At 72.0% G+C, this 24,591-nt stretch carries 24 protein-coding genes and 1 pseudogene; 11 read left to right on the top strand and 14 right to left on the bottom strand.

What is annotated here, in order from left to right; genetic code table 11:
- Nucleotides 1-238: 238 nt before the first annotated feature.
- The 3 genes from AC27IY_RS36550 (at nt 239) to AC27IY_RS36560 (ending at nt 1,819) form a co-directional block, all read left to right on the top strand.
- The gene (locus AC27IY_RS36550; RefSeq protein ID WP_423450915.1) at nt 239-799 is read left to right on the top strand and encodes a YybH family protein; all 561 of its coding nucleotides are present in this window, start codon (nt 239-241) and stop codon (nt 797-799) included.
- A 73-nt stretch (nt 800-872) separates the two neighbouring features.
- Nucleotides 873-1,154 (top strand): metal-sensitive transcriptional regulator, encoded by a 282-nt coding sequence (locus AC27IY_RS36555; RefSeq protein WP_344212572.1) that lies wholly within the window; start codon nt 873-875, stop codon nt 1,152-1,154.
- A gap of 14 nt (nt 1,155-1,168) precedes the next feature.
- Complete coding sequence (locus tag AC27IY_RS36560) at nt 1,169-1,819, top strand: class I SAM-dependent methyltransferase (protein ID WP_487180829.1); 651 nt, start codon at nt 1,169-1,171, stop codon at nt 1,817-1,819.
- 4 nt (nt 1,820-1,823) lie between these two features.
- Here AC27IY_RS36560 and AC27IY_RS36565 read toward each other — a convergent pair whose 3' ends face one another.
- On the bottom strand, nt 1,824-2,069 hold the full coding sequence (locus AC27IY_RS36565) for a hypothetical protein (protein WP_344212568.1): 246 nt from the start codon (nt 2,067-2,069) through the stop codon (nt 1,824-1,826).
- 138 nt (nt 2,070-2,207) lie between these two features.
- Here AC27IY_RS36565 and AC27IY_RS36570 point away from each other — a divergent pair, with 138 nt between their 5' ends.
- The gene (locus AC27IY_RS36570; RefSeq protein ID WP_487180830.1) at nt 2,208-2,903 is read left to right on the top strand and encodes an LPXTG cell wall anchor domain-containing protein; all 696 of its coding nucleotides are present in this window, start codon (nt 2,208-2,210) and stop codon (nt 2,901-2,903) included.
- A 12-nt stretch (nt 2,904-2,915) separates the two neighbouring features.
- Here AC27IY_RS36570 and AC27IY_RS36575 read toward each other — a convergent pair whose 3' ends face one another.
- Nucleotides 2,916-3,575 (bottom strand): FadR/GntR family transcriptional regulator, encoded by a 660-nt coding sequence (locus AC27IY_RS36575; protein ID WP_344212564.1) that lies wholly within the window; start codon nt 3,573-3,575, stop codon nt 2,916-2,918.
- A 152-nt stretch (nt 3,576-3,727) separates the two neighbouring features.
- Between AC27IY_RS36575 and AC27IY_RS36580 the strand changes: the two genes are divergently transcribed.
- Nucleotides 3,728-5,671: a Xaa-Pro dipeptidyl-peptidase gene (locus AC27IY_RS36580; RefSeq protein WP_487180831.1), complete on the top strand. Its 1,944-nt coding sequence runs from the start codon at nt 3,728-3,730 to the stop codon at nt 5,669-5,671.
- A gap of 20 nt (nt 5,672-5,691) precedes the next feature.
- On the opposite strand, the gene AC27IY_RS36585 is transcribed toward AC27IY_RS36580, so the two are convergent.
- From AC27IY_RS36585 to AC27IY_RS36605, 5 genes are all read right to left on the bottom strand, one after another.
- Entirely contained in the window at nt 5,692-7,398 is a 1,707-nt protein-coding gene (locus tag AC27IY_RS36585; protein WP_487180833.1) for an RNA polymerase sigma factor, read from the bottom strand.
- An 18-nt stretch (nt 7,399-7,416) separates the two neighbouring features.
- A complete protein-coding gene (locus AC27IY_RS36590) occupies nt 7,417-8,583 on the bottom strand; it encodes an FAD-dependent oxidoreductase (protein ID WP_344212558.1) in 1,167 nt (388 codons plus the stop codon).
- Nucleotides 8,580-9,398 (bottom strand): maleate cis-trans isomerase family protein, encoded by an 819-nt coding sequence (locus AC27IY_RS36595; RefSeq protein WP_344212556.1) that lies wholly within the window; start codon nt 9,396-9,398, stop codon nt 8,580-8,582. Before AC27IY_RS36595 ends, AC27IY_RS36590 begins: the two co-directional genes overlap by 4 nt.
- 211 nt (nt 9,399-9,609) lie before the next feature.
- The gene (locus AC27IY_RS36600; protein ID WP_487180834.1) at nt 9,610-10,191 is read right to left on the bottom strand and encodes a hypothetical protein; all 582 of its coding nucleotides are present in this window, start codon (nt 10,189-10,191) and stop codon (nt 9,610-9,612) included.
- A gap of 131 nt (nt 10,192-10,322) precedes the next feature.
- On the bottom strand, nt 10,323-11,015 hold the full coding sequence (locus AC27IY_RS36605; protein WP_487180835.1) for a hypothetical protein: 693 nt from the start codon (nt 11,013-11,015) through the stop codon (nt 10,323-10,325).
- Between the two features lie 289 nt (nt 11,016-11,304).
- On the opposite strand from AC27IY_RS36605, the gene AC27IY_RS36610 reads away from it, so the two are divergent.
- Nucleotides 11,305-12,561, top strand: coding sequence for a helix-turn-helix domain-containing protein (locus tag AC27IY_RS36610; protein ID WP_344212550.1), 1,257 nt, complete (start codon nt 11,305-11,307; stop codon nt 12,559-12,561).
- Between the two features lie 194 nt (nt 12,562-12,755).
- Nucleotides 12,756-13,550, top strand: coding sequence for an SAM-dependent methyltransferase (locus tag AC27IY_RS36615; RefSeq protein WP_423450907.1), 795 nt, complete (start codon nt 12,756-12,758; stop codon nt 13,548-13,550).
- Nucleotides 13,551-13,587: 37 nt separating this feature from the next.
- Here AC27IY_RS36615 and AC27IY_RS36620 read toward each other — a convergent pair whose 3' ends face one another.
- Nucleotides 13,588-14,406 (bottom strand): DUF4253 domain-containing protein, encoded by an 819-nt coding sequence (locus AC27IY_RS36620; RefSeq protein ID WP_423450906.1) that lies wholly within the window; start codon nt 14,404-14,406, stop codon nt 13,588-13,590.
- Between the two features lie 108 nt (nt 14,407-14,514).
- On the opposite strand from AC27IY_RS36620, the gene AC27IY_RS36625 reads away from it, so the two are divergent.
- Complete coding sequence (locus tag AC27IY_RS36625; protein ID WP_423450905.1) at nt 14,515-15,102, top strand: HAD family hydrolase; 588 nt, start codon at nt 14,515-14,517, stop codon at nt 15,100-15,102.
- 151 nt (nt 15,103-15,253) lie between these two features.
- Here the strand turns inward: AC27IY_RS36625 and AC27IY_RS36630 are convergent, their stop codons facing one another.
- Nucleotides 15,254-16,360, bottom strand: a complete 1,107-nt coding sequence (locus AC27IY_RS36630) for a TIGR03118 family protein (protein ID WP_423450904.1) — start codon at nt 16,358-16,360, stop codon at nt 15,254-15,256.
- Between the two features lie 165 nt (nt 16,361-16,525).
- On the opposite strand from AC27IY_RS36630, the gene ppgK reads away from it, so the two are divergent.
- Entirely contained in the window at nt 16,526-17,242 is a 717-nt protein-coding gene (gene ppgK, locus AC27IY_RS36635) for a polyphosphate--glucose phosphotransferase (RefSeq protein WP_344212540.1), read from the top strand.
- 108 nt (nt 17,243-17,350) lie between these two features.
- On the top strand, nt 17,351-21,226 hold the full coding sequence (gene hrpA / locus AC27IY_RS36640; RefSeq protein WP_487180837.1) for an ATP-dependent RNA helicase HrpA: 3,876 nt from the start codon (nt 17,351-17,353) through the stop codon (nt 21,224-21,226).
- 113 nt (nt 21,227-21,339) lie between these two features.
- On the opposite strand, the pseudogene AC27IY_RS36645 reads toward hrpA, so the two are convergent.
- A pseudogene (locus AC27IY_RS36645) lies at nt 21,340-21,804 on the bottom strand (Uma2 family endonuclease); the annotation flags it as partial.
- A 119-nt stretch (nt 21,805-21,923) separates the two neighbouring features.
- Here AC27IY_RS36645 and AC27IY_RS36650 point away from each other — a divergent pair.
- Nucleotides 21,924-22,577, top strand: coding sequence for an HAD family hydrolase (locus AC27IY_RS36650; protein ID WP_487180838.1), 654 nt, complete (start codon nt 21,924-21,926; stop codon nt 22,575-22,577).
- A gap of 210 nt (nt 22,578-22,787) precedes the next feature.
- On the opposite strand, the gene AC27IY_RS36655 is transcribed toward AC27IY_RS36650, so the two are convergent.
- The 4 genes from AC27IY_RS36655 to AC27IY_RS36670 form a co-directional block, all read right to left on the bottom strand.
- Nucleotides 22,788-23,093: a DUF5709 domain-containing protein gene (locus tag AC27IY_RS36655; protein WP_344212532.1), complete on the bottom strand. Its 306-nt coding sequence runs from the start codon at nt 23,091-23,093 to the stop codon at nt 22,788-22,790.
- A gap of 63 nt (nt 23,094-23,156) precedes the next feature.
- Nucleotides 23,157-23,705, bottom strand: coding sequence for a hemerythrin domain-containing protein (locus tag AC27IY_RS36660; RefSeq protein ID WP_487180839.1), 549 nt, complete (start codon nt 23,703-23,705; stop codon nt 23,157-23,159).
- A 42-nt stretch (nt 23,706-23,747) separates the two neighbouring features.
- Nucleotides 23,748-24,059: a MerR family transcriptional regulator gene (locus AC27IY_RS36665; RefSeq protein ID WP_423476771.1), complete on the bottom strand. Its 312-nt coding sequence runs from the start codon at nt 24,057-24,059 to the stop codon at nt 23,748-23,750.
- A 58-nt stretch (nt 24,060-24,117) separates the two neighbouring features.
- Nucleotides 24,118-24,546, bottom strand: a complete 429-nt coding sequence (locus AC27IY_RS36670) for an Hsp20/alpha crystallin family protein (protein WP_091092062.1) — start codon at nt 24,544-24,546, stop codon at nt 24,118-24,120.
- Nucleotides 24,547-24,591 lie beyond the last annotated feature (45 nt).

Raw genomic sequence — 24,591 nt, forward strand, 5'->3', positions numbered from 1 at the left:
GCAACGCTCGGCGTCCTCACGCTGCGGAAGGGGGTCCGGATTCGCCTGGGTTCGCGGCACTGAAGCGACGGTATCGGGGGCTCCCGCTTTGCTGGTCTCGCCCCGGCAACGATCGAAGCTCTGAACGGTCTCGGCATATCGGGTCATTCAGTCGAGTAATACCGGACCAAGTAAAGAACCCGTCGGAAGTGCCTAAACCACGCATTCGTTAATCGACCGGCGGGGCATCAAAGCCGCCATGAGCAAGATTTCTCACCGCAGAGCATTCCTGTTGGCCGCCGTCGTTCCCGCCATGCTGGTGGCGGGCTGCGCCGCGGGCACCGACTCGCAGGCCATGAAGGGCGAGGCGAGCCCCGCCTCGCCCACCGGCATGACGTCGCCGATGGAGACCGGCACCGGCATGGAGTCCGGATCGCCCATGGAGACGGGTTCGCCCACCGGCACCGCCGGCGCCGCCCAGGCGCGCTCGGCCGTCCAGAACTTCTTCGACGTGCTGAAGTCGGGCAACGTGGACAAGGTGGTCAACTCCTTCTCCGACGACGCGGTGGTCGCCATCGCCGGCAAGGCCACGGCGACCGGCGGAAGCGCGATCCGCAGCCTCTACCAGGACCAGTTCAAGAACAAGGACGTGTCCAAGGCCACGCACACCATCGAGGACTCGCGCGACCTCGGCCAGCAGTACGCGGTGGTCCGCGCCCGCAGCAAGCAGGGCGGCGACGCCTACCGCGAGCTGTTCCTGCTGGCCGACCAGGGCGGCCAGTGGAAGATCACGGACCTCATGACCAACAAGGCGGGCTGACCGGAGTGGGCTCCGGAATACGGTAGGGGGGTATGGCGTTGCGGTCGGTGTGACGAGCGGAAGGACGGCCGTGATGCCCGGATACACCGACAGCAAGCAGGAGCACCTGCGGCGGCTGCGCCGCATCGAGGGACAGGCGCGCGGGCTCCAGCGCATGGTCGAGGACGACAAGTACTGCATCGACGTCCTCACCCAGGTCTCGGCCACGACCAGCGCGCTGCAGTCGTTCGCGCTGTCCCTCCTGGAGGAGCACCTGGCGCACTGCGTGGCCGAGGCCACCCGCAAGGGCGGGGCCGAGGCCGAGGCCAAGGTCAAGGAGGCCTCGGACGCGATCGCGCGCCTCGTGCGGTCCTGACCTACGGTGGGTTCATGGGTGATCTGCCGCAGGACCTGTCGCGGTTCCAGCATCCGCGCTTCGCCCGCGCCTACGCCAGGCTGAGCGCCGAGGCGGAGAGCCGCGCCACCGGCGAGCTGCGCGGGCGCCTGCTGACCGGCCTGTCCGGGCGGGTCGTGGAGGTCGGCGCGGGCAACGGGCTGAACTTCGCGCACTACCCGGCCGAGGTGCGCGAGGTCGTCGCGGTCGAGCCGGACGACGTGCTGCGCGCGTACGCCGAGCGGGCCGCGGCAGCCGCGAAGGTGCCCGTGCGCGTGGTGGCCGGCCACGGCGGGGCGCTGCCGGTCGCCGACGGCGGCTGTGACGCGGTGGTGCTGTCGCTGGTGCTGTGCTCGGTGCCGGACCAGCGGGCCGCGCTGGCCGAGGTGCGCCGCGTGCTGCGGCCCGGCGGCGAGGTGCGCTTCTTCGAGCACGTACGCTCGCCCCGCCCGGCGGTGGGCCTGCTCCAGCACGCCGTCACGCCGCTGTGGCGCCTGGTGACCGGTGGCTGCCGGCCCAACCGCGACACCGCCCGCGCCCTCCGCGACAGCGGGCTCGTCATCGAGGAGTGCGAGCGCTTCCCCTTCAAGCCGCTGCCGTCGTCGCCGACGCTGACCCACATCCTGGGGCGCGCGCGCAACCCCTGACGCCCTAGTGGCGTGCGCCGTCGCCGGGGATGCGCGGGCTGATCCTGCGGGCGTCGACCAGCGCCAGATAGACGGCGAACGCGCCCCGCGACCACATGTCCGCCTGCTGCGCGGTCAGCCTGATCTCCTCGCCCTCGTGAGAGACGATCAGGTAGCCGCCCAGCGGCGCGTGCCGCCACGCCACCAGCACGTTCTCGTAGACGAGCACGTCCAGCATCGCGTCGAGATTCTGACGTCCGGCGGCGGACACGGCGGCAGCCTCCTCGCTCCTCGCCGAATTCTCGCCCTGCCTTTTCATTGTGCGCGTCAGGCACGGGAATGACGCGCCTCCCATCAGGAAATGTCGAATGTCCGGGAACCTCCGCCCGGCGGGCGGTGTATCCGGCGTATGAAATGGATTCTGGCTCTGCTGGTCGCCGGCTGGCTCGGCGGCGCGAGCGGGGCGTGGGCCGAGACGTCACTGGACCCGGCGCCGCAGCGGTTCGTGGCGGGGACGTCGTACACGCTGGGGTTCTGGGTGCTGCAGCACGGCACCCATCCGTACGAGGGCGAGCTGTCGCCGGTCGGGCTGCGCTTCACCAGTCCGGACGGCCGAAGCCTGACCTTCCCTGGCACGCCGCTGCCGGAGGCCGGGCACTACGCCGCCTCCGTGGTGCTGCCGGAGGGCGACTGGAAGATCGAGGGGATGCAGGGGATGTTCGCGCCGTACCCGGCGGGGACGGTGTCCGTGCCCGGCGGGCTGAAGGCCGAGCCGGTGCGCGAGGAGTCGATCGAGGGGTTCGTGGCGCAGGGGGTGGACTACTGGGGCGCGGTGCGGCCGCCGGGCTTCCCCGACCTGCCCGCGGAGCCGGCGCCGGTCGCGCGGGCCACGGCCGCGGCCTCCGCTCCGCCCCCTCCGCCCCCTTCGCCCCCTCCGTCCAGGGTGGCGGAGGCCACTGGGGTGCCGGCGTGGACGCTGCCGCTCGCGGCGGCCGGGGGAGCGGCGCTCGCGGGCGCGGGGTGGTGGCTGGTCAGGCGGCGGGAGACCGAGGACCAGGAGCCGCCGCGCGATCCCTCCGCCGAGACCATCGTGATCTCCGGCTGAGCCCCTGACGCGTCAGAGCTCGCGGGCCTGCTGGTCGAGGATGGCGATCGAGACGGCGACCGCGCGCCCCGGGTCGCCGTCCTCGATCGCGCCCAGCAGCTCCTCGTGCGAGGTGTCCGGCGTCAGCGCCGCCTCCTCCTGGTCGCGGACGCTGTCGCGCAGCGCGTCGCTCATGCCCCGGTAGAGGTCGGCGAGGAGCGGGTTGTGGGCGGCGTCGGCCACCCGTACGTGGAACTCCACGTCGGCGTCGGCGAAGCCGTCGAGGTCGCCGGCCCGGGCGGCGGCGGCCCTGCGGGCGAGGATCTCGCGCAGCGCGAGCAGGTCCTCGTCGGTGCGGCGGCCGGCGGCCAGGCGGGCGGCCACGAGGTCGAGGCCGCGGCGTACGTCGATGATGTCCATGGCGGCCGCCGTGTCGAGGCGGCGGCGCAGCGCGACCCTGGACTCGTCGGTCGCGGTGACGTACGTGCCGTCGCCCTGCCGCGTGTGCAGGAGCCCGGCGTGGACGAGGACGCGCACCGCCTCGCGTACCGACAGGCGGCTCATGCCGAGGCTCTGGGCGAGCTGACTCTCGGACGGGATCTTCGTCCCGACCGGCCAGGTGCCGTCGGCGATCTCCCGGCGGAGCTCGCCGATGGCCGCGTCGACGAGCGAGGTCCGCGCGACGTTGCGCATGTGCCCCCTCTTCTCCTTCGGGTGGGGACTCTCACCCTAAGCGGTTCGCCCGCCGGGCATCCGGCCACGACCTCCGCGAGTCGAATCTTGTCACCGTCACCGGCTGTCTGAGAGATTGCGTTTTGTCCCGGATGCTCCTCTGGAGGTCATGCGTGTCATCCTTACGTCCGGCCCTCGTGGCCCTGCCGGTCACCCTCGCGGTCACCCTGGCGACCACGACCGTCACGGCGCTCCCCGCGCGCGCCGCCACTCCGGCCATCACTGTCGAGAACGGCCGCACCCAACCCGTCTTCTCCTACGCCGACGCCGTCCGCGAGCACGTGTACGTCGAGTCCCCCGTCGACAGCGACGCCGACGGCGCGCTCGACAAGGTACGCGTGGACATCATCCGCCCCAAGGAGTCCGGCCCCGGACTCAAGGTGCCGGTGATCATCGACGAGAGCCCCTACTACGACAACTCCGGCCGCGGCAACGAAGGCGAGCGCAAGGTCTACGACGCGGCGGGCGACGTCGTGAAGTTCCCGCTCTTCTACGACAACTACTTCGTCCCCCGCGGCTACGCCGTGCTCAACGTCGACATGCTCGGCACCACCAAGTCCGACGGCTGCCCCGACGTCGGCGGCAGGGCCGACGTGCTGGGCGGCAAGGCCGTCATCGACTGGCTGAACGGCCGCGCCAAGGCCACCAGGGCCGACGGCAGCCCCGCCGTCGCCGACTGGACCACCGGCAGCGCCGCCATGATCGGCAAGTCGTACGACGGCACGCTGGCCAACGCCGTCGCCGCCACCGGCGTGGCCGGGCTGAAGACGATCGTGCCGATCTCGGCCATCAGCTCCTGGTACAAGTACCAGCGCTCGAACGGCGTGATCTACAACTACGACTACGCCTCCTGGCTCGCCAACTACGTCGACACCGACCCCGAGGCCAAGTGCCAGGCGGTCCGCGACCGGATGGACGCCGAGGACGGCGACGCCACCGGTGACTACAACGCCTTCTGGGCCGAACGCGACTACATCAAGGGCCTGCTCGGCGACGCCTCGAAGGTCCGGGCCAGCGTGTTCGCCGTGCACACCGTCAACGACCTCAACGTCCGGCCGGACAACTTCTCCACCTGGTGGAAGGCGCTCGCCGACCGGGGCGTGCCGCGCAAGATCTGGGTCGGCCAGACCCAGCACGTGGACCCGTTCGACTTCGAGGGCCGGCGTGGGCTCTGGGTGGACACCCTGCACCGCTGGTTCGACCACTACCTGCACGGCGTGCGCAACGGCATCGCGCAGGAGCCCCGCGCCGACGTGGAGATCGGCCCGGCCCAGTGGATCACGCAGCGCGACTGGCCCGCGCCGCTCGCGCTCAAGGCGTCGCTGCGGCCCGCCGCCGACGGCTCACTCGGCCTGCGCCCGGCCGCCAGGAACAGCACCGCGACCTTCACCGACGTCGCCATGAGCGAGAACGACATGGTGGCCGACGTCGGCACCGCCCACCCGGGCCGGGTCGCGTTCACGACCGGGGCGCTCCCGCTGGACCTGCGCCTGTCCGGCACGCCCACCGCCGACCTGCGGGTCAAGCTGGACAAGCCGACCGCCAACCTGACCGCCCTGCTCGTCGACTTCGGCGAGAGCGCCCGCGTCGACTGGCGGCGCGGCCAGGGCATCACCACGCTCACCGAGGAGGACTGCTGGGGCGAGAGCACCGCGGCCGACGACGGCTGCTACCGCAAGGTCGTCACGAACGTCGCCACCCGCCCGCTGGAGATCGTCGCCCGCGGCTGGATCGACGTGCAGAACCGTGACTCGCTCAGCCAGGCGAAGCCGCTGCCGGCCGGCACGTACGGCACCGTCAAGTGGCTCACGCTGCCGCAGGACTACACCTTCAGGAAGGGCCACAGGATCGGCCTGGTGATCGCCGGCACCGACTCCACCTACACGGCGGAGAGCGGGACCGGCGCCACCGTCACCGTCGACCTGTCGCGGAGCTCCGTCGCCGTGCCGTTCGTGCTCGGGACGCCGCTCGCGGACGTGCCGCAGGACAAGGCCAGGTTCCACGGACCTGACCGGGTCGAGCTGCCGCAGCCCGAGGAGGGGTTCACCTTCTTCTAAGCCCGTGCCCGGGGCCCCTGCTAGCAGGGGCCCCGGCCGGTGGTCCAGCTCACGGCGAGGGTCAGCGTGCCCCGCGCGGTGGTCGTGCCGCCGGTGCGCACGCCGTCGCCGGTGGCCGTCCCGGTCCAGCGGACCAGGATCCGGCCTTTGCGGTTCCGGTCGCCGCAGTCGGCGGCCTCGCGTACCCGGAAGTTTCGGCCTGAGACCGACAGGCCGGACGTGGCGCTGGCCGAGGTGATCGTGCAGCGGCCCGTGCACGCCAGCGCGAACGACCCGGCGCGGGCCGCGCCCAGCGAGATCGACGCCGGCGTCAGCCGGGCCACCGGCGGCGCCGGCCGGGGCAGCTCAGCCGTCCTCGGCACGCTGCTCAGCCCGGGACGCCCGGCGGGGACCGGCTCCGCCGTGGGCGCGGTGACCTCGGCCACCCACTTCGACGGCCGCTCCAGCAGCACGTTCGTCTGCGCCGCCGCCTTGGTGACCACGGCGGGGTGGTCGCGGGCGTTCAGCAGCGCCCACACCAGGCCGGCCGCCAGCAGGCCCACGCCGAGGACGAGCGCCAGCCGGGACACCGCCCGGATCGGGGCGCCCGCCTCCGGGTCGTCGCCCGGCGGCTCCTTCCAGTAGTCCTGCCACTGCTTGCCCGCGCCGTCCGGCTCGCCGCTCATCGTGATGCCGCCGTAGCGGATGATCGCGTCGGGGGACCGGGCGTGGCCGTTGCTCTCGCCCTTGAGCGTGGTGCTGTAGACGAGCTTGTCGGTGTACGCACCCCCGCGGAAGGCCCTGGTCCGGCTCTGCGGCGCGAACGGATGCCGCCCGCGCGCTGCGGGAGCGGCGGGGAGCTCCTGGTCGGCGGCGGCCGCGCCCGCCGCCGACCAGGGCTTTCCCTGCGTCGCCGTCGTGGGGTCGGCGACGGGGACGGACGGCGTGGCGTCGGCGACCGGTGGAGCGCCGGCCCAGCGGCCAGTCTCCGCCGAACCGGTCTCCACCAGTGTGCGTGCCTGCACGGGGAAGCCGTCCGCCCGCCAGAGGGGACCCTCTCCGGGCAGCGGCTGCGCGGACGCCAGCCGGTCAGCGAGGGTGCCGGGCACGGTGGCGATCGGCAGCCGGCGCAGCAGCGCCGCCGCCGTCACGGTCCTGGGCGCGGCCCGGCAGGTCGCACAGGACTGGATGTGGCGGCCGAGCCTCGCCCTGGCCCGGCGGCCGGGCGCGGCCATCCACGCCGACACCCGCGCGGTCAGGTCGGGGCAGCCGTCGGGGCCGCGCGCGGCGAGGATCGCGGCGAACCACTCCTCCAGGCCGGCCGCGGCCCGGGTCACGATCGCGCGCACCTCGGCCGCGTCCAGCTCGAAGATCGTGGCGAGCTCGGCGTCGGCCAGGCCGTGCCGTACGGACAGGTCCAGCAGCTCGCGCTGCGGCCGCTCCAGCGACAGCAGGGCCTCGGGCAGCAGCTCCGACATGCGGCCGGGGCGGGACCAGGAGCCGATGCTCGCCGGTTTGGCGACGACGGCGCGGTGGGCGCGGGCCAGCGCGTACATCCAGGGCCGGTTGAGCGCCGGGTCGCCCGCGCGCTCGGCGTACAGGTGAGCCGTCAGCAGCGCGCCGGCGACCGCCTGCTCGGCGTCGCCCTCGGCCAGCTCGGTGCGGCAGTAGTCGTACAGGCGCGCCCCGTGCTGGTCGCACAGGTCACGGATGGCCTGCCGCGCGTCGTCGGACAGTGTCCGCCACATCCGGCTGTCACCTCCTCGTCACGTTCGTCCCGGCACGTTGTCGAGCAGGGACGCCTGGGCCAGGTACGCCCGGGTCGCGTCGGGGTCGCCGGCGATCGCCCGCAACCCGTCCATGGCCGCGGCCAGCCGGGCGCTGTCGTGCTCGCGCACGCCCACCAGCCGGGTCTCGCCACGCGGCAGCACCCGCTGCATCAGCACCGAGCGCCGCCGCCACGCCCACGCCTCCAGCGCGGCCGGCCGGGCGCGGCCGCGCAGCACGGCGGCGATCACCTGGGCGGCCTCGGCGGCGTCGTGGATGCCGGCGTTCATGTTGAGCCCGCCGACGGTCGAGGTCAGGTGCGCCGCGTCGCCGACGAACAGCACCCGCCCGCACCGGTACGAGGGCAGCACCCCCCGCGACAGGCCGAACCGGTCCGCGCCGGCCACCCTGATCGGCCCGCCCGCGCCCGGCAGCGCCCGGCGCACCAGCATCGACAGGTTCCCCTGCGACAGCGGCTCGTGCCCGTCCACGGGGATCTTGAAGATGATCCGCCAGTGGTCGGACAGCCCGAACAGGGTGCACGACTGCTGGACGTCGCGCACGTACGTGAGCGGCGCGAGGCTCGGCAGCATCCGGTCCAGCGGCGAGTCGGTGAACACCCGCAGCGCCTGCGCGATGTGCCCCGACCGGGGGAACGGCAGCCCCAGCGCGGCCCGCACGGTGCTCTGCGCGCCGTCGGCCGCGATGAGGTACCTGGCCCGCGTCCAGGTGTGGCCCACGCGGACCCGGATGCCCGTGCCGCCCTCGGCCACGCCGTCCACGCGGGCGCCGAAGCGCACGTCGGCGTCGCCGTAGACGGCGAGCGCCCGCAGCAGCAGCGGCGTGAGCGCGTTCTGGTCGGCGTGGACGCGGAACGGGTGCCGGGTCAGCCCGTCCAGCCGGTTCATGCCCATCTCGGCGAGCACGGTCCCGAGCCGGTCGCGCCACTGGACCCGGTCCACGACCCGCCCTCCCGCGACCAGCGGCGCCGCCACGCCCAGCCCGTCGAGCAGGTCGAGCGTGGCCGGGTGGAAGGTGCAGGCGCGTGGCTGGCGCGGCGGCTCGTTCCCGCTCTCCAGCACGGTGACCGGGATCGCCGCCCTGGCCAGCGAGAGCGCCGCGGTCAGTCCCGCGGGCCCCGCGCCCACCACGATGACGCCGTTCATGCCGGGCGCCTCCCCTGCGCGGGGATCGGGCTCCCCTGCGGCGGCACGGGGCCTCCCTGCGCCGGGACGTGACCTCCCTGCGCGGGGACGCGGCTGCGGTGGGGGACGCGGCTCAGCGTCACGTGCTGGCCGGTGGCCCGTGACAGCGCCCACCAGGCCGTGCAGAGGTTCGAGGTGAGCAGCAGCCGGTCGTTGCCGGTGCTCAGCGGGCCGAGCACGGGCAGCGTGGGCAGGCCGGTGCCGGTGAACAGCAGCACCGCGTCCTCGGGCACGTCGGCCAGCTCGACCTGGCTGATCAGCTCGGAGGGGGTGACCGCGTACGAGGAGTAGCCGGTCTTGGCGCGCACCTGCACCGTCTGGGTGACCGTCAGCCCGGCGGTCTTCCAGAAGCGTTCGGCGAGCTCCGTCAGCCACGGCTGGTACGGCGACACCAGCACGATGTCGCTCACCCCGACATGCGCCAGCGCCTCACGGGTGGCGAGGGTGGACGAGGCGAACGGCGCGCCGGCCGCCGCGCTCAGCCGCGCGCACTGCTCGCGGTCCTCGTCGGGTCCGAGCAGGTAGCGGGGCTCGCTGCAGGCCATGACCATGGCGTTGAGCGGCAGGCCGTCGAAGGCGTACACCATGAGGGGGAGCTCGTCGTTGTAGCTCTCCAGGCGCTCGGCCAGGGGCAGCCCGCGCCGTACGGGGAAGCGGGCCACGTGCATGTCGGCCCGCGACCCGAGCAGGCGGGTCAGCTCCGGCTCCGCAGACGGGTTCGCGGGCGCCACGATCACGCCCACCCTGCCGCGGCTCACCACCGAACGAGTGCGCATCGAGGTCTCCTCGGGAGCGGCGGGATCAGTGCGCACGGTGCCGCGGCGTCCGGCCGGGCGGCACGGGTGTCCGCCGTATCCTGCGCAACCGGTGCGCGCCGCGCGCTTCCGTCTCGGCGCCGGGTTCGTCGTGCGGCGGCCCTGGCCGGGCCGGGCGAACCTCGTGTGGTCGTGACCTGCGCATCTCGTCCGCGAGCATGTCCGCTCCTGTCTATCGGTGCATGGCTGGGCTGGGGACCCGATGAAACCGGTCGCGCCCGGAGTGGGCGGAGGGCCGGCTCGGCATCGCCGGCCCCCCACCTGCCGCGCGCTGAGATCGACGTTGAGATCGGTGGTGAGATCGACGTGCGGTCTCATGGCTCGACGCGGCGGCGACCCGCACCAGCGCCGCGGAGTCGAGCGGAACGGCGGCCATCAGGACGGCCACCAGCACGGAGGAACGCTTGGGCACCGGACCGTTCCCTGACGGCCGGCCGATCAGCACAGCGGCGCCCGTCACGCCGATCGCACTGCCCGGCATCGCCCCCATGCCGATGGCCTCGGACACGGAGACGCGCCTCGCGCGGCCTCCGCACGGGACGGAACCCCCGCCAGAGATGATCCCGTCCCTTGTGGTCATCAGCATTTCGGTGAAGAGATGTGTCGTCGGGGCCGCGCGCCGCCGGGGGCGGGGCGCGACCCCGCACCCCGGCGGACGCGCACCCAGCCGACCCCAGGCGCTGTCCTCCGGTTTGGCCAGCACGCCAGCCGCGACCGCGCTGGCCAACAGCACCGCGCCGATTTTCTCGGGCACGTGCCGCACGGTGCCGGGAAGGCAGGACAGCGCCGGGGCCAGCGCCAGGCGCGCCGCCGGTCCCCTTGCGGGGACGAGCGGGCCGGGCCCGCTCGCGGACGGCGGCGCGTACGTGTGGAGTGAAGCGGTCGTCATCGCGCGGTCACCGCGCTCAAGGCCAGGTTCGGCACGCTGGCGCAGACCATGCGCTCGGTCAGCCCGGCCCGCTGGCCCAGCCCCGCCCGCTCGGCCGTCCGGCCGGCGTGCCGGGCCCGCGGGCCGCCCGCGGGGGCGGCGGCCGGCATCGCGCCGCCGGCGACCATCCGCGCGACCTTCGCCGCGAGTGCCAGGTGCTCGCCGCAGCGCCTGCCCACCTTGGCCTCCAGCCCGGCGACCTGGGCCAGGCGGAGCCGCATGGGCTCCAGCGACGACGTACGTTGCAGGCCGTCGAGGTCGGCCAGCCGCTCGGGCCAGCGCAGCAGGCGGCGGCAGCGCGCCTCCACCTCGGCCGCGAGGTCCTGGGCGGGGAAGCCGTCGTGCAGCAGCCGGGTGGCCGCCATGACGGCGGTGAACGCCGTACGGTCGAAGTCGGCGAGCCGTCCCGACAGGGCCGCGCCCAGCATCCTCGCGCGGTGGCTCAGGCACACCGAGCTCCAGCCGAGCAGCAGCAGCCGGTCGGGCCCGGTCTCCGTGTGCCAGCCGGCCAGCCGCAGCTCGCGGGCCATCCGGTGGTAGTGACGCCAGCGGTCGCCGGCGTCGTCCAGCCAGACCTGTACGCCGCCCAGAGGCAGATCGGCGACGTGCACGCCCGCCCCGGCGACACGACTGCAGATGCGATGTACCACGCGCTCCTGCGGGGAAGGGACCGAATCCTCTTGGAACCAGGAACCGCCCGAGACTTCCATGGTCACCTCCGGCCACCTCCTCGTCGGGGACTCTCTCCAGAATCTTCCGGCCGTTAAGCCTCACTTATCAACGTGCTCCGATAGTCTGCTTCAAGAGGGGGCTATGTCAACTGACAGTTTCCGCATAAGTTGGTTCCCACCCGCGGGGCAGAGCTAGCCCGCATGGCGGGGGACACCGGGCCCCGCGTCCCTTACGCTGGAAAAGTTCACGGGCAGTAGGAGGTGTGCCGTGGCGAACTTCGCCGAGCGGCTCGATCTCGCGCTGACCAAGCGCGGATTCACGGGCGCCCAGGTCGCCTCCACGCTGACGGAGGCGGGCATCCCCATCACCCGCGCCTACGTCAGCCAGCTCCGCACGGGCAAACAGACCAACCCGACGCTCCAGGTGCTGCGGGCGCTGGCCTCCTGCCTCCAGGTGAGCGTGGGCTGGCTGGTCGGCGACGACCACCTGGAGTCCGGCGCGGTCGAGGACCTCCAGGTGCGCGCCGCCACGCTCGGCCTGTCCGCCTCCGGCCTGTCCGAGGCGTCGCTCAGCGTGCTGCGCGGCGTGGTCGACCTCGCCCGCAGGGCCGAGGGACTGCCCGACGAGCCCGAGCCCGCCGACGAGATCCCCGAGGCCGCCGCCCCGCTGACCGGCCCGCAGCGCCGCGCGCTCGGCCGCCGGCTGCACGGGCTGCGGCTGGCCGCCGACCTGACGGTCGAGCAGGTCGAGACCGCGCTCGGCAGGGGGGCGGCGCCGATCCCCGCCATCGAGGAGGGCCGGCTCGCGCCGCCGCCGATCACCGTCGAGCGGCTGCTCACCCTCTTCGGCGTGGGCTCGCCGCCGATCCGCGAATACGTCCTGTCGCTGGCCCGCGGCGAGCGCGAGGCCGCCTGGTACGACGCGCACTCCATCCCGGTCTGGCTGGCCACCACCTACGCGCTGGAGCAGCGGGCCACGCTGATCCGCACCTTCCACACCCAGTTCGTGCCGCCGCTGCTGCAGACCGAGGAATACGCCCGCGCCGCGCTCACCGTGATGGGCCCGGCCACATACGGCCAGCCGACCGTCGAGGAGGCGCTCGCCCTGGTGACGGCCCGCCAGGAGGCGCTCACCCGCGAGAGCGGCGTCGTGCTGTGGGCGATCGTCGACGAGAGCGTGCTGCTGCGCTCGATCGTCGGCAGGCACATCCAGCTGCGCCAGCTCGAAACGCTGATGGACCAGGCCAAGCGGCCCAACGTCTCGCTGCACGTGGTGCCGATGGACGATCCGGCGTACGTGCCGCGCACCGGTCCCTTCACGCTCTGGCGCTTCGCCGAGGCGTACGAGGCCGACGTCGCCTGCGCCCACGGCATCGACCGCGACGAGCTGCTCACCGACACCGGCGCGGTGGAGTCCTACCACCAGGCGTTCACGAAGCTGTCGGTGACGACGACCACCCGCGAGGAGACCGTCGAGCTGCTGAGCGCCCATTGCGAAAGGCTTTCGCGTTCGCTCGGAAAGTGATCATTTCCGGCGGTTAGCCAGATATACCCAAAACTAATGGCATTTCGTGTTGTGTTCTCTCACCCGGCGGGGATCATAGGTTCTGGGTCATCGAGTGGGGTCCGAAAGGACAACTTTTCCCGAGATTGTGGGCGAGGGGAAAGGGGCAACACTCAATGCGTCAGCGTGCCATCCGAAACCTGGCGAAGCTGAAGATGACCCAGGCCAGTGCCACCCGCATCCTCGACGCGGCCGCGGGTGGAAAGAACAACTTCGTGGCCGACCGGGATGCGATGCGGCGTTATGACATCGCGGCTCCGATCACCACGAAAGCCGCGCGGGCGGTGCTTCACCATGTGCGCCGTGTGGTGCGCTGGCTGGCCGCCGGTGGCGTCGAACAATTCGTCGTCGTCGGCAGCGGCGTGCCCTCCGGGCTGCCCGCCGGCCGGCAGTTGCACGACGTGGCCCGCGAGGCGCTCCCCGGCGGGCGGCCCCGCGTCGTCTACGTGGAGAACGACCCCATGGTGCTGGCCGGGGCGCGGGCGACCATCGAGCCCGTCACCGATCTCGTCCGCGTGGTCGAGGGCGACGTACGCGACATCGACGAGGTCCTCGACGACCACGTCATGCGGACCTTCCTCGACTGGGACCGGCCCGTGGCGGTGCTGCTGCTGTCCACCCACAGCCTGAACGACGAGGAGTACTTCCACTACGTGATCAAGCGCGTCCGCCAGGCGGTGGCGGAGGGCAGCTACCTGTCGCTGCTGCAGACCACGTTCGACGGCGTGCCGCCCGAGCTGCTGCCCGCCATCCACGACCTGCTGGCGATGACGCTGCCCGGTCACGCGATCCGCGCCAAGGAGGAGGTGGCGGCGCTGCTGGACGGTCTGGTGCTGGTCGATCCGGGGCTGGTGTGGGTCCCGGAGTGGCGGCCCGACGGTCACGACGCCGCCGGACTGGACGACCCGAGCGCGTCGGGCACCTACGGGGCGGTGGCCCGCATCCCGTGACCCCGCATCCCGTGACCCCGCATCCCGTGAGGCGGCCTCAGTCCCACCAGAACGACCACGCGTGCCCGCCGATGATCTGCTCGGCGTACCCTCGCAGGTCGCCGGGACCCTGCACGACGTTGTCCGGGCAGAACGTCCAGTGCTCGGCCGCCACGTGCAGCGCGTGCTCCGGGTCCACCGGCGGGGCGGCGACGCTCAGTTCGAGCGTGTTGAAGCCCACGCTCACCACCCGCGCCCCGAACCGCTCCTCCCAGCTGCGCACGACCGCCGCCATCGGCACCATCCACTCGTTGTGGTGCAGCGCCCCCTGCCAGCCCATGACGGCCAGCGCGTCCGCCCCGCGCGCCGCGGCGACCAGGCCGAGCGGCAGGCTCCGCGCGGCGAGCCGGGCCGCGTACCAGTCGGCGACCGCCTCGGGATCGGCCCTCAGCTCGCCCGGCGGCGCCGGGCCCGGGCAGATCGCGCCGTACGGCTCCAGCTCCTCCATCGCGTCCGCCGGCATCTGCGCCACCCACTCCTGCCACACCTCGGTCATGAAGCCCTCGGCGGTGAAGTGGTCGATCTGGCGGGGATCGTCGGGGACGACCTGGCCCACGGCCCACGGCTGCGCGGACTCGTCCAGCAGCAGCGGCCACAGCCCGCTGTGCGGATGCCACGCGCGCATGAGCGCCCAGTCCTCGCCGGCGACCGGCTCGGAGCTCATCCAGAACGCGGGAGTCACCGCCCGGCCCTGCCCCGTGTAACCGGGATCGGGCCAGACCAGCTCGCCCGGAGGAAGCGACGCGCCGAGGCTGCGCCCCCTGCCGCCGTCGGGGAACAGCCGGCTCAGCTCACGTGGCAGCCGGTGATCGCTCATGCCCTACCGTTCCGATACCGAATCCTGTCTCGGAGATGGTAGTGCCGACGATCGCTCAGAGACCTTCCGGTGGTACGGGAAAAGGCGCGAGCTGCGACAATGAGCGCTGTGATCCGGTTTGATGCGGTCCTGTCGGACCTTGACGGAGTGCTGCGCCAGTTCGACCACGGCGTCCAGGCCGAGATCGAGGCCCGTTACGGCCTGCCGCTGCGGAAGACCGCCTTCGATCCCGCCCTGATCGGGCCGCCCACGCTGGGCCTCGCCACCGAGACGGAATGGGCCGAGTCCATCGTGGCCGCGCTCGGCGGGGGAGAGGCCGCCAGGCGGGCGGTCGCCGAGTTCATGGAGGTGCCGTTCTTCGTCGACGAGGAGGTCAGGGCGCTGCTGGCGAGCGCGCAGCGGCACGTCCCGGTGATCCTCGTGACCAACGCCATGGACACCGTGGAGGAGCACCTGGACCGGCTGGGCCTGCGCTACTTCGCCGACGACCTGGTCAGCAGCTACCGCGTGCGGGTGGCCAAGCCCGACCCGCGCATCTACGAGATCGCCGCCGAGCGGGCCGGCGTGCCGCCGGAGCGGTGCCTGTTCGTCGACGACCGGCTGGAGAACGTGCACGCCGCCGAAGCACTCGGCATGACCGGGCTGCACTTCCGCACGGCGGCCGACCTGGCGGCCGTGCTCGCCGGCGCGTTCTGAGCTCTGCCTCACCGGCAGGTTTCCGGCGCGGCTCGCGCCGGCCGCGCCGGAAACGTCTGCGGGACCGCCGTCCCCGGCTCGCTGTCTCGGCGAGCTGCGCTCCTCGCCGGGCGAAGCAGCCCGCCGGGGACGGCGGCGCGGGAGCGCCGGCCTAATACCCGCCGTACGGGTTCTGGGAGGACGGCGAGGTGGTGGCTGGGGCGCTCGTCTTGTGCCCCGAGGGGTGCTTCGGGGAGGCGGACGGGTTGGCCGCCGCGCCGGTGGAGGTCGGCTTCACGCCCTGCGGGCTGATGACGCCGATCAGGCCGTGCTTGGTGCCGTCGATGCCCGCGGAGAACCACAGGGAGCGCTCGCCGCCGGTGGCCGCGGTGCCCGGCTCCAGGTCCCACAGGCCCGGCAGCACGATCGGCCGGCCGTTCGCCGTGGTCAACGCGCCGAGGTGACGGCTGTTCTTGTAGGCGTGCACGGTGCCGTCGCCGAAGTTGCCGACGAGCAGGGCGCCGGAGAACTGGCCCCAGCCTCTGGGCGCGGCGGTGATGCCCCAGGGGGCGTTGAGCCCGACGCGGGAGATGCGGCCTGTGACGCGGCCGGAGGCGTTGAAACGGCTCACGAAGCCCTTGCCGTTGCCGAAGACCGGCTTGCCGGTGGACGGGTCGCGCAGCGCGTACGACACCCAGATGTTGCCGTTGGCCACCGCCACGTTGTAGGCGTGGTAGTTGCTCGGCACCCCCGGGTCCCTGAACTGCCAGCGCGACAGGCGGATGCGCTGGAAGTCCTGGTCGAAGGCGTGAATGCGGCCACCGGCGAAGTCGGCGGCCAGCAGGAAGGCGTCGTCCTCGGTCTGGACGAGCTCGAGCCCCTTGTAGTCGGCGCCCCGGGTGAACGCCGCGATGATCGCGTTCTTCGGGTCCACCTCGGCGTTCCAGCCGGTGATGGCGCCGCTCGGGCTGGAGAAGATGAACGTGGCGGGCTTGCCCTTGACGGTGAAGCCGCTGCCGGGGTTGAAGACCTGGCCGGTGGGTGCTCCGCCGGGGATCCACACCTCGGTCTGCTCCTTCTTGCCGGTGCCGGAGTAGACCGTGGCGGTGCCGGTGCCCGTGTTGGAGACCCACAGCGTCTTGCCCATGGCCAGGCCCCACGGGTTGACGACCTTGGCGTCGGTGACCGGGGCTTTGCCCTGGACGTCCGACACAAGGTTGGTGACGTCGAAACGAGTCCTGGTGGTGGCGTGTGCGGGAGTGGTGAGAGTCGCTCCCAAGACGACCGCAACAGCGCAGAGTGTGATGATGCGTGGCCGCATCCGTTGCCTCCTAGTTAGCGCTTGTGACGGGAGGTACGTGGACGGGCGAAGGCAGGTTCAGGTTCCGTCATGGGGAAAAATCGTCAGGCGACTTCATCGCGCAGGATCGGGGAAGGGACACGCATGAACGTACTGGGCATCGACATCGGTGGTTCGGGGATCAAAGGCGCCCCCGTGGACACCGACGCCGGAGAGCTGACCGAGGAGCGCCTGCGGATCCCCACCCCTGAGCCGTCCCGCCCCGAGGCGGTCGAGGCCGCCGTGCGGCAGATCCGCGAACACTTCGCCTGGACGGGGCCGGTCGGGGTGACCTTCCCCGGCGTGATCGTGGACGGCGTGGTGCGTACGGCCGCCAACGTCGACCGGTCGTGGATCGGGGTGGACGCGGCGGCGCTGTTCGGCGGCGCGGCCGTGCTCAACGACGCCGACGCGGCCGGCGTGGCCGAGATGAGGTTCGGCTGCGGGCGCGGGGAGAAGGGCACCGTGCTCATGCTGACCTTCGGCACGGGCATCGGCAGCGCGCTGTTCCGCGACGGCGTGCTGGTGCCCAACACCGAGCTGGGGCACCTGGAGCTCCACGGCAAGGACGCCGAGCACCGGGCCTCCTCGCGGGCGCGCGAGGAGCACGACCTGAGCTGGGAGAAGTGGGCCGAGCGGGTCCAGGAATACCTGGAGCACGTGGAGATGTTGTTCTCTCCGTCGCTCGTCGTGATCGGCGGCGGCGTCAGCAAGAAGGCCGAGAAGTTCCTGCCGCACATCACGCTGCGCACCCGGGTGGTGCCGGCCGGGCTGCAGAACGAGGCCGGCATCATCGGCGCGGCCCTGGCCGCCCGCCCCTGACCCGCCCCGGCCGGGGCTGTCGATATTGGGATGCGCCGGTCGCGGACGGTGGGGCACGATGGGCCGTTGGCTCCGCTTCTGCGCGGCTCAAATATCCTTGAAAGCAGTATGGGAACGCCTTCCGTGTCCTCTCCGCTCGCCGACCTCCAGTCCCGCCTGCCCGAGCTCATGCCGCGCGACCAGCGGCGGCTGCGGCGCAGGCTCGACGGCATGCGCCGGGTCCGCTCCCGCGACACCCGGGACAAGATCGTCGCGGAGATCCTGGCCGACGTCGAACGCGCCGAGCGGCGTCTCGAACGCCGCCGCGCCGCCGTGCCCGCCATCCGCTACCCGGAGAACCTGCCGGTCTCGCAGCGCAAGGACGACATCCTCGCCGCGATCCGCGACCACCAGGTCGTGATCATCGCCGGTGAGACCGGGTCCGGCAAGACCACGCAGATCCCGAAGATCTGCCTGGAGCTGGGGCGCGGCGTCCGTGGCCTGATCGGCCACACCCAGCCCCGCCGCATCGCCGCCCGCACGGTCGCCGAGCGCGTCGCCGAGGAGCTCGGCACCGGGCTCGGCGAGGTCGTCGGCTACAAGGTGCGCTTCACCGACCAGGCGAGCGAGCGCACGCTCGTCAAGCTGATGACCGACGGCATCCTGCTGGCCGAGCTGCAGAACGACCGCATGCTCGACCAGTACGACACCCTGATCATCGACGAGGCCCACGAGCGCAGCCTCAACATCGACTTCATCCTCGGCTATCTCAAGCAGCTCCTGCCCCAGCGCCCCGACCTCAAGGTCATCATCACCAGCGCCACCATCGACCCCGAGCGCTTCTCCCGGCACTTCGACGACGCGCCGATCATCGAGGTCTCCGGCCGCACCTACCCCGTCGAGGTGCGCTACCGGCCGCTGGAGGAGGACGACGACCAGACCCAGGGCATCGTCAACGCCTGCCGCGAGCTGATCACCGAGGGGCCCGGCGACATCCTCGTGTTCCTGTCCGGCGAGCGGGAGATCCGCGACGCGGCCGACGCCCTGGGCAAGGCCGAGTTCCGCAACACCGAGATCCTGCCGCTCTACGCCCGGCTCAGCGCCGCCGAGCAGCACCGCGTCTTCCAGTCGCACACCGGCCGGCGCATCGTCCTCGCCACCAACGTGGCCGAGACCTCGCTCACCGTCCCCGGCATCAAATACGTCGTGGACCCCGGCTTCGCCCGCATCTCCCGCTACAGCCACCGCACCAAGGTCCAGCGCCTGCCCATCGAGCCCATCTCGCAGGCGAGCGCCAACCAGCGCAAGGGCCGCTCGGGCCGCACCTCCGACGGCATCTGCATCCGGCTGTACGAGGAGGAGGACTTCCTCGGCCGGCCCGAGTTCACCGACCCCGAGATCCTGCGGACCAACCTGGCCTCGGTCATCCTGCAGATGACCGCGATCGGGCTCGGCGACATCGAGGCGTTCCCGTTCGTCGAGCCGCCGGACCGCCGCCAGGTCAAGGACGGCGTCAACCTGCTGCACGAGCTCGGCGCCTTCGACGCGCAGGGCCGGCTCACGCCGATCGGCCGCAAGCTCGCCACCCTGCCGGTCGACCCGCGTCTCGGCCGCATGGTGCTGGAGGCGGAGAAGAACGGCTGCCTGCGCGAGGTCATGGTCATCGCCGCCGCCCTGTCCATCCAGGACCCGCGCGAGCGGCCGGCCGACAAGCAGCAGCAGGCCGACGAGAAGCACCGCCGCTTCGCCGACCCCGACTCCGACTTCATGGCCCACCTCAACCTGTGGAACTACCTGCGCGAGAAACAGCGGGAGCTGTCCTCCAGCGCGTTCCGCCGGCTGTGCAAGGCCGAGTTCCTCAACTACCTGCGCGTACGCGAGTGGCAGGACATCTACAGCCAGCTCCGCCAGTCGCTCGGCGTGCAACCCGACAGCACCCCCGCCGACCCCTACCACGTGCACGTGTCGCTGCTGGTCGGCCTGCTGTCGCACATCGGCGTCAAGGACGTGCTCGACAAGCAGCGCCCGGCCGACGGCGGCCGCCGCCCGATCCAGGAATACCTCGGCGCCCGCAACGCCCGCTTCGCGATCTTCCCCGGCTCGGCCCTCGCCAAGAAGCAGCCGCAGTGGATCATGTCGGCGGAGCTCGTCGAGACCTCCCGGCTCTGGGCGCGGGTCAACGCCAAGATCGAGCCGGCCTGGGTCGAACCCCTCGCCCAGCACCTGGTCAAACGGAGCTACTCCGAGCCCCACTGGGAGAAGAACCAGGGCGCGGTCATCGCCCTGGAGAAGGTCACGCTCTACGGCGTGCCGCTCGTCGTCGGCCGCAAGGTCAACTACGGCCGCATCGACCCCGACCTGTGCCGCGAGCTGTTCATCCGGCACGCGCTCGTCGAGGGCGACTGGGACACCCACCACCGGTTCCTCAAGGACAACCGCAAGCTGCTCGGCGAGGTCGAGGAGCTGGAGAACCGCGCCCGCCGGCGCGACATCATGGTGGGCGACGAGGCGCTGTTCGACTTCTACGACCAGCGCGTCCCCGCCGACGTGGTCTCGGCCCGGCACTTCGACTCCTGGTGGAAGACGGCCAGGCAGGAGACGCCCGACCTGCTCACCTTCTCGCCGGAGATGCTGGTCAACGAGGGCGCCGACGTCAGCGCGCGCGACTACCCCGACACCTGGAAGCAGCTCGGCCAGCGGATGCGGCTGACCTACCAGTTCGAGCCGGGCGCCGACGCCGACGGCGTCACCGTGCACGTGCCGCTCCAGGTGCTCAACCAGGTCGGCTCCGACGGCTTCGACTGGCAGATCCCCGGCCTGCGCGAGGAGCTGATCACCGCGCTGATCCGCTCCCTGCCGAAGAACCTGCGCCGCAACTTCGTGCCCGCCCCCAATTACGCCAAGCAGGTGCTGGCCGCGGTCAAGCCCGGTGGCGAGCCGCTGCTTGCCGCCGTGGAGCGCGAGCTGCTGCGCCTGACCGGCGTACGCGTGCCGCGCGAGGCCTGGCAGCTCGACCAGATCCCCGACCACCTGCGGATCACGTACCGGGTGATCGACGAGCGCAAGCGCACGCTGGCCGAGGACAAGGACCTCGACGCGCTCAAGCGCCGCCTCGCGCCCCGGCTGCGTCAGACGCTCGCCGAGGCCGGCGACGACCTGGAGCGGACGGGCCTGCGCACCTGGAGTTTCGGCAGCCTGCCGAAGGTGTTCGAGCAGGGCCGGATGAAGGGCTACCCGGCGCTCGTGGACGCCGGCGACTCCGTCTCCATCAAGATCTTCGAGACCGAGGCCGAGCAGCGCCGCTCCCACTGGCCGGGCGTACGCCGCCTGCTCCTGCTCAACGTCACCAACCCGGCCAAGTCCCTGCTGGCCGGCCTGTCCAACCAGGCCAAGCTGGCGCTGTCGCGCAGCCCGCACGGCGGCGCGGTCGCGCTCTTCGACGACGTGGTCAACGCGGCCGTCGACCAGCTCATGGGGGAGGCCGGCGGTCCCGCCTGGGACCCGGTCGCCTTCGACCGCCTCTACCAGCACGTCCGCGCCGAGCTGCACGACACGGCGGCCGGGGTGCTGGCGAAGGTCGAGCAGATCCTGGCCGTCTGGCACGAGGCGACGGCCCGCCTCGACGCCCTGCGCCCGAGCGCCGCCACCGACGACGTACGCGATCAGCTCGGCCACCTGATCTACAAGGGGTTCGTCACGGCGACCGGCCACCGCCGCCTGTCCGACCTGCTCCGCTACGTCCGCGCCGTCGAGCGCCGCCTCGGCAAGCTGCCCGAGGACCCGTGGCGCGACCAGGAGTGGATGGACCGGGTGCACAAGGTCGAGGACGACTACCACGACCTGCTGGACAAGCTGCCGCCGGCGCGGCGCGGCGATCCCGACGTGGTGGAGATCCGCTGGATGATCGAGGAGCTGCGGGTCAGCTTCTTCGCCCAGACCCTGGGCACGCCCACGCCGATCAGCGAGAAGCGCATCACCAAGGCGATGGACAAGCTCACGCCATGAAGATCGAGGTGTCGAGCTCGAAGTCGACGGGGGCGGGCAGTGCCCACCGGGACGGTGGCGATCGACCGGTAGGCGCCGTCGGCGATGTCGCTGTGCACGGTGACGACGGGCACCTCGGGCACGGGGTCGATCAGCAGGTAGACGGGCACCCGGCCGACGGCGTAGAGGCGGCGCTTCTCCTCGCGGTCGATGTGCGTGCTGCTGAGGGAGACCACCTCGGCGACCATGATCAGACCGGAGGAGAGCAGCTCGCCTCGGCCCCAGCGGGGACAGCCGGGTGGCAGCAGGGTGTAGTCGGGCACGAGCGCGTCGCGGGGGCCTTCGACGCAGACGCTGAGGCCGCCCGGCGCCGCGAGCCACCCCCGTTCGAGACTCAGCGGCAGCAGGACGTTGTGCAGGTTCACCGCCATGAAGGTGTGTTCCGGGCTGCCCATCGGGCTCACGATCAGGTTCCCTTCGATGACCTCGGCCCGGAAACCGGGGAGGGGGGGCAGAGCATCGAGCAACTCACGTGCTGTGTGCGGCATGTTGATCTCCTCTGGCTGGGCTGCCGGAGGCTCGGTCGCCATCGCTACCATCGGAGTTATCCCTTCGTATTCGAACGGGCACGCTAAGTATCGCACGGCCGGTCGAGGGAGACGAACCCGAGCGTGCGAGAATCCCGGTTTGCGGTTGATTGCGAAGTGCAGGGGGATCGATGGTCAGGGCTGTGGTGTTCGACGTCGGCGAGACGCTGATCGACGAGACGCGCATCTGGACGCGGTGGGCTGAGCGGATCGGCGTGAGCCACTTCGTGCTCATGGGCGCGCTCGGCGGCATGGCGGCGCTGGACCGGTCGCACAGCGAGGCGTTCGAGATCATCCGGCCGGGCATCGACCTTGAAGCCGAGGAGGCGGCGTGGGAGCGGGACGACCCGGACGGGCTGCGCAACCACTTCGACGGCGACGACCTCTACCCGGACGTCCGCCCGGCGCTCGGCGCGCTGCGCGAGGCCGGCTACCAGGTGATCATCGCGGGCAACCAGCCGCGCCGGGCCTATGACGCGCTGGCCGCGATGGAGCTGCCGGCCGACTCCGTCCACACCTCGGAAGGATGGGGGGTGGCCAAGCCGCAGCCGGAGTTCTTCGCGAAGGTCGCGGCGGTGGCGGGACGGGAGCCCGGGGAGATCCTCTACGTCGGCGACCGGCTCGACAACGACGTGCTCCCGGCGGGGCGGGCCGGCATGCGCACCGCGCTCATCCGCCGCGGCCCCTGGGGCTATCTGCACGCCGCGCGGCCGGAGGCACGGGCCGCCGACGCGATCGTTGACGACCTGCACGAGGTCCTGGCGGCGGCGCAGCGGCTGACCTAGCGGCGGCGCCACGCACTTGGAGCCCGCACAGGGTGTTCGCGCGGCGTCTTTACGCGGGGGCTTCACTCCGGGGCCATCACCGGGGGAGCTTCACGCGGGGCCTTCACGCGGGGCCTTCACGCGTAGCCGGCGCGGTGCCGAGTCCTCGCCTCAGGGCCTCGCCTCAGGGCCTCGCCTCAGGGCCTCGCCTCAGGGCCTCGCCTCAGGGCCTCACCTGAAGTCCTCGTCGAGGTCCTCGCCGAGGTCGATGTGGATCGCCCGCTCCTCGGCCGACAGGTCGCCGCTGTCGGCGCCCTGGTCCTCGGCCACTTCCTCGTCCTCCCGATCCGGCTCCAGGCCCTCGTCGGGCTGCGTGAGCCGGTGCAGCGAGCGCCGCTCGTGCAGGCGGTCGGGCGCCTCGCGCCGCAGCCGCTCGTCGAGCGTGTCCCGGTGCCGCGGGTCGTCGGGGACGACCTCGTGGTTGAGCCCGAGGTCGTCGGTCCACTCCGAGACCTCGATGTCCTGTTCGTCGCTCATTCCGAACCGGTCCGGAGGTAGTTGACTCATAAGAATCCCCTACCCCCGGACAGGTACGAAATCCTATGAATCGGCCCGCTTGAGGGCTTCGGCCAGCTCTTCCTTGTCCATCTGGGAACGGCCGGGGATGTCGGCCCGCTGCGCCTGCTCGTACAGCTCGGCCTTGGTGGCGTCGCCCGTGGCCGGGGCGGTCCCGCGGAGGGCCTTGAGCTCGGCGTTCCTGCGCTCCTCGAAGGCCCGTCCGAGCTCCTGGAGCCGCTTGTCGTCGGCGGACTTCCGCAGCTGGGGCAGGAGGTCGCTCTCCTCCTCCTCGACGTGGTGCTGCACCGACTCGACGAGCTTGTCCAGGGTGGTGCGGAACTCGGGGGTGCCGGGGGTGGCCCGTACGAGTGCGTCGAGCAGGACCTCGGCCTCCTTGTGCTCCTCGACGCCGTGGTGGGCGTCGATGCCGGGGTAGACGCGGTCCTCCTCGGCACGGGCGTGCGCGACCAGGAGGGCGTGAAGCTCGGCCACGGTGGCCTTGGTGTCGCCCTCGCCCTTCTTGAGCCGGTCGAAGAGGGATTCGACGGTCCGGTGGTCTTTGGTGATCAGGGTGATGACGTCGGTTGCCATGAGGTCAAGCGCTACCCAAGGGAGCGCCGTCCAATCGCCGAATCACTCCAGCTCGCGCAGGCGCTCGCGGGTCCGCTTCAGCTCCTCGCGGAGCGTGGCGAGCTCGCGTTCGAGCTCCAGGATGCGGCGGATGGCGATGAGGGTCATGCCCTCGTCGGCCATGCGGGTGACGTGCTGGACGATCAGGATGTCGCGGCGGGAGTAGCGCCGCTGGCCGCCCTCGGAGCGGTGCGGCGTGACCACGTCGTGCTGGTCGAGGCGGCGCAGGTAGGCCTGCTGGACGTTGAGCATCGCCGCCACCTGCCCGAGGGAGTAGAGCGGGGCGTGGTCGTCGTCGAAGGGCAGATCGGCCATCATGACCTCCTCATGGTACGGGGGCGGACGTGGGCGTCCGCCCCCGCGCCGCCCGGGGTCACGCCCTGATGGCCTTGGTGTCGCCTCGCCGGATCTCGACCTTGCGCGGCTTGGCCCGCTCCAGCACCGGGATGCGGACGGTGAGCACGCCGTTGGCGTAGCCCGCGTCGATCCTGTCGCTGTCGAGGTGCTCGGACAGGTAGACCCGGCGGGTGAAGACGCCCATGGGGCGCTCGCGCACGAACACCCGCTCGTTCTCGCCGAGCTCCTCCTCGCGGCGCGCGCTGACGCTGAGGACGCCGCGGTCCACGGTGACCTCGATGGAGTCGGGGTCGATGCCGGGAAGGTCGAAGCGCAGGACGACGTCGTCGTCACGGCGCAGGCCGTCCATCGGCATGGCCGAGCCGTTGTCGAAGGTCTGCCGGGCCAGGCGGTTGAACTGCCGCTCGAACTCCTGGATGAACGGGTCGATCGAGGTGAGAAGCATGTCGGGACCTCCTCGCTGCGCTCTCGGTTGCATCTAACCTCCAAC

Source organism: Nonomuraea sp. B208 (assembly GCF_057536035.1).

Excerpts from the sequence above, each read along its gene's own strand:
- AC27IY_RS36550 (WP_423450915.1), top strand. The coding sequence starts at position 239 with ATGAGCAAGATTTCTCACCGCAGAGCATTCCTGTTGGCCGCCGTCGTT.
- AC27IY_RS36555 (WP_344212572.1), top strand. The coding sequence starts at position 873 with ATGCCCGGATACACCGACAGCAAGCAGGAGCACCTGCGGCGGCTGCGC.
- AC27IY_RS36560 (WP_487180829.1), top strand. The coding sequence starts at position 1,169 with ATGGGTGATCTGCCGCAGGACCTGTCGCGGTTCCAGCATCCGCGCTTC.
- AC27IY_RS36570 (WP_487180830.1), top strand. The coding sequence starts at position 2,208 with ATGAAATGGATTCTGGCTCTGCTGGTCGCCGGCTGGCTCGGCGGCGCG.
- AC27IY_RS36575 (WP_344212564.1), bottom strand. The coding sequence starts at position 3,575 with ATGCGCAACGTCGCGCGGACCTCGCTCGTCGACGCGGCCATCGGCGAG.
- AC27IY_RS36585 (WP_487180833.1), bottom strand. The coding sequence starts at position 7,398 with ATGTGGCGGACACTGTCCGACGACGCGCGGCAGGCCATCCGTGACCTG.
- AC27IY_RS36590 (WP_344212558.1), bottom strand. The coding sequence starts at position 8,583 with ATGAACGGCGTCATCGTGGTGGGCGCGGGGCCCGCGGGACTGACCGCG.
- AC27IY_RS36595 (WP_344212556.1), bottom strand. The coding sequence starts at position 9,398 with ATGCGCACTCGTTCGGTGGTGAGCCGCGGCAGGGTGGGCGTGATCGTG.
- AC27IY_RS36615 (WP_423450907.1), top strand. The coding sequence starts at position 12,756 with ATGACCCAGGCCAGTGCCACCCGCATCCTCGACGCGGCCGCGGGTGGA.
- AC27IY_RS36620 (WP_423450906.1), bottom strand. The coding sequence starts at position 14,406 with ATGAGCGATCACCGGCTGCCACGTGAGCTGAGCCGGCTGTTCCCCGAC.
- ppgK (WP_344212540.1), top strand. The coding sequence starts at position 16,526 with ATGAACGTACTGGGCATCGACATCGGTGGTTCGGGGATCAAAGGCGCC.
- hrpA (WP_487180837.1), top strand. The coding sequence starts at position 17,351 with ATGGGAACGCCTTCCGTGTCCTCTCCGCTCGCCGACCTCCAGTCCCGC.
- AC27IY_RS36650 (WP_487180838.1), top strand. The coding sequence starts at position 21,924 with ATGGTCAGGGCTGTGGTGTTCGACGTCGGCGAGACGCTGATCGACGAG.
- AC27IY_RS36655 (WP_344212532.1), bottom strand. The coding sequence starts at position 23,093 with ATGAGCGACGAACAGGACATCGAGGTCTCGGAGTGGACCGACGACCTC.
- AC27IY_RS36660 (WP_487180839.1), bottom strand. The coding sequence starts at position 23,705 with ATGGCAACCGACGTCATCACCCTGATCACCAAAGACCACCGGACCGTC.
- AC27IY_RS36665 (WP_423476771.1), bottom strand. The coding sequence starts at position 24,059 with ATGGCCGATCTGCCCTTCGACGACGACCACGCCCCGCTCTACTCCCTC.
- AC27IY_RS36670 (WP_091092062.1), bottom strand. The coding sequence starts at position 24,546 with ATGCTTCTCACCTCGATCGACCCGTTCATCCAGGAGTTCGAGCGGCAG.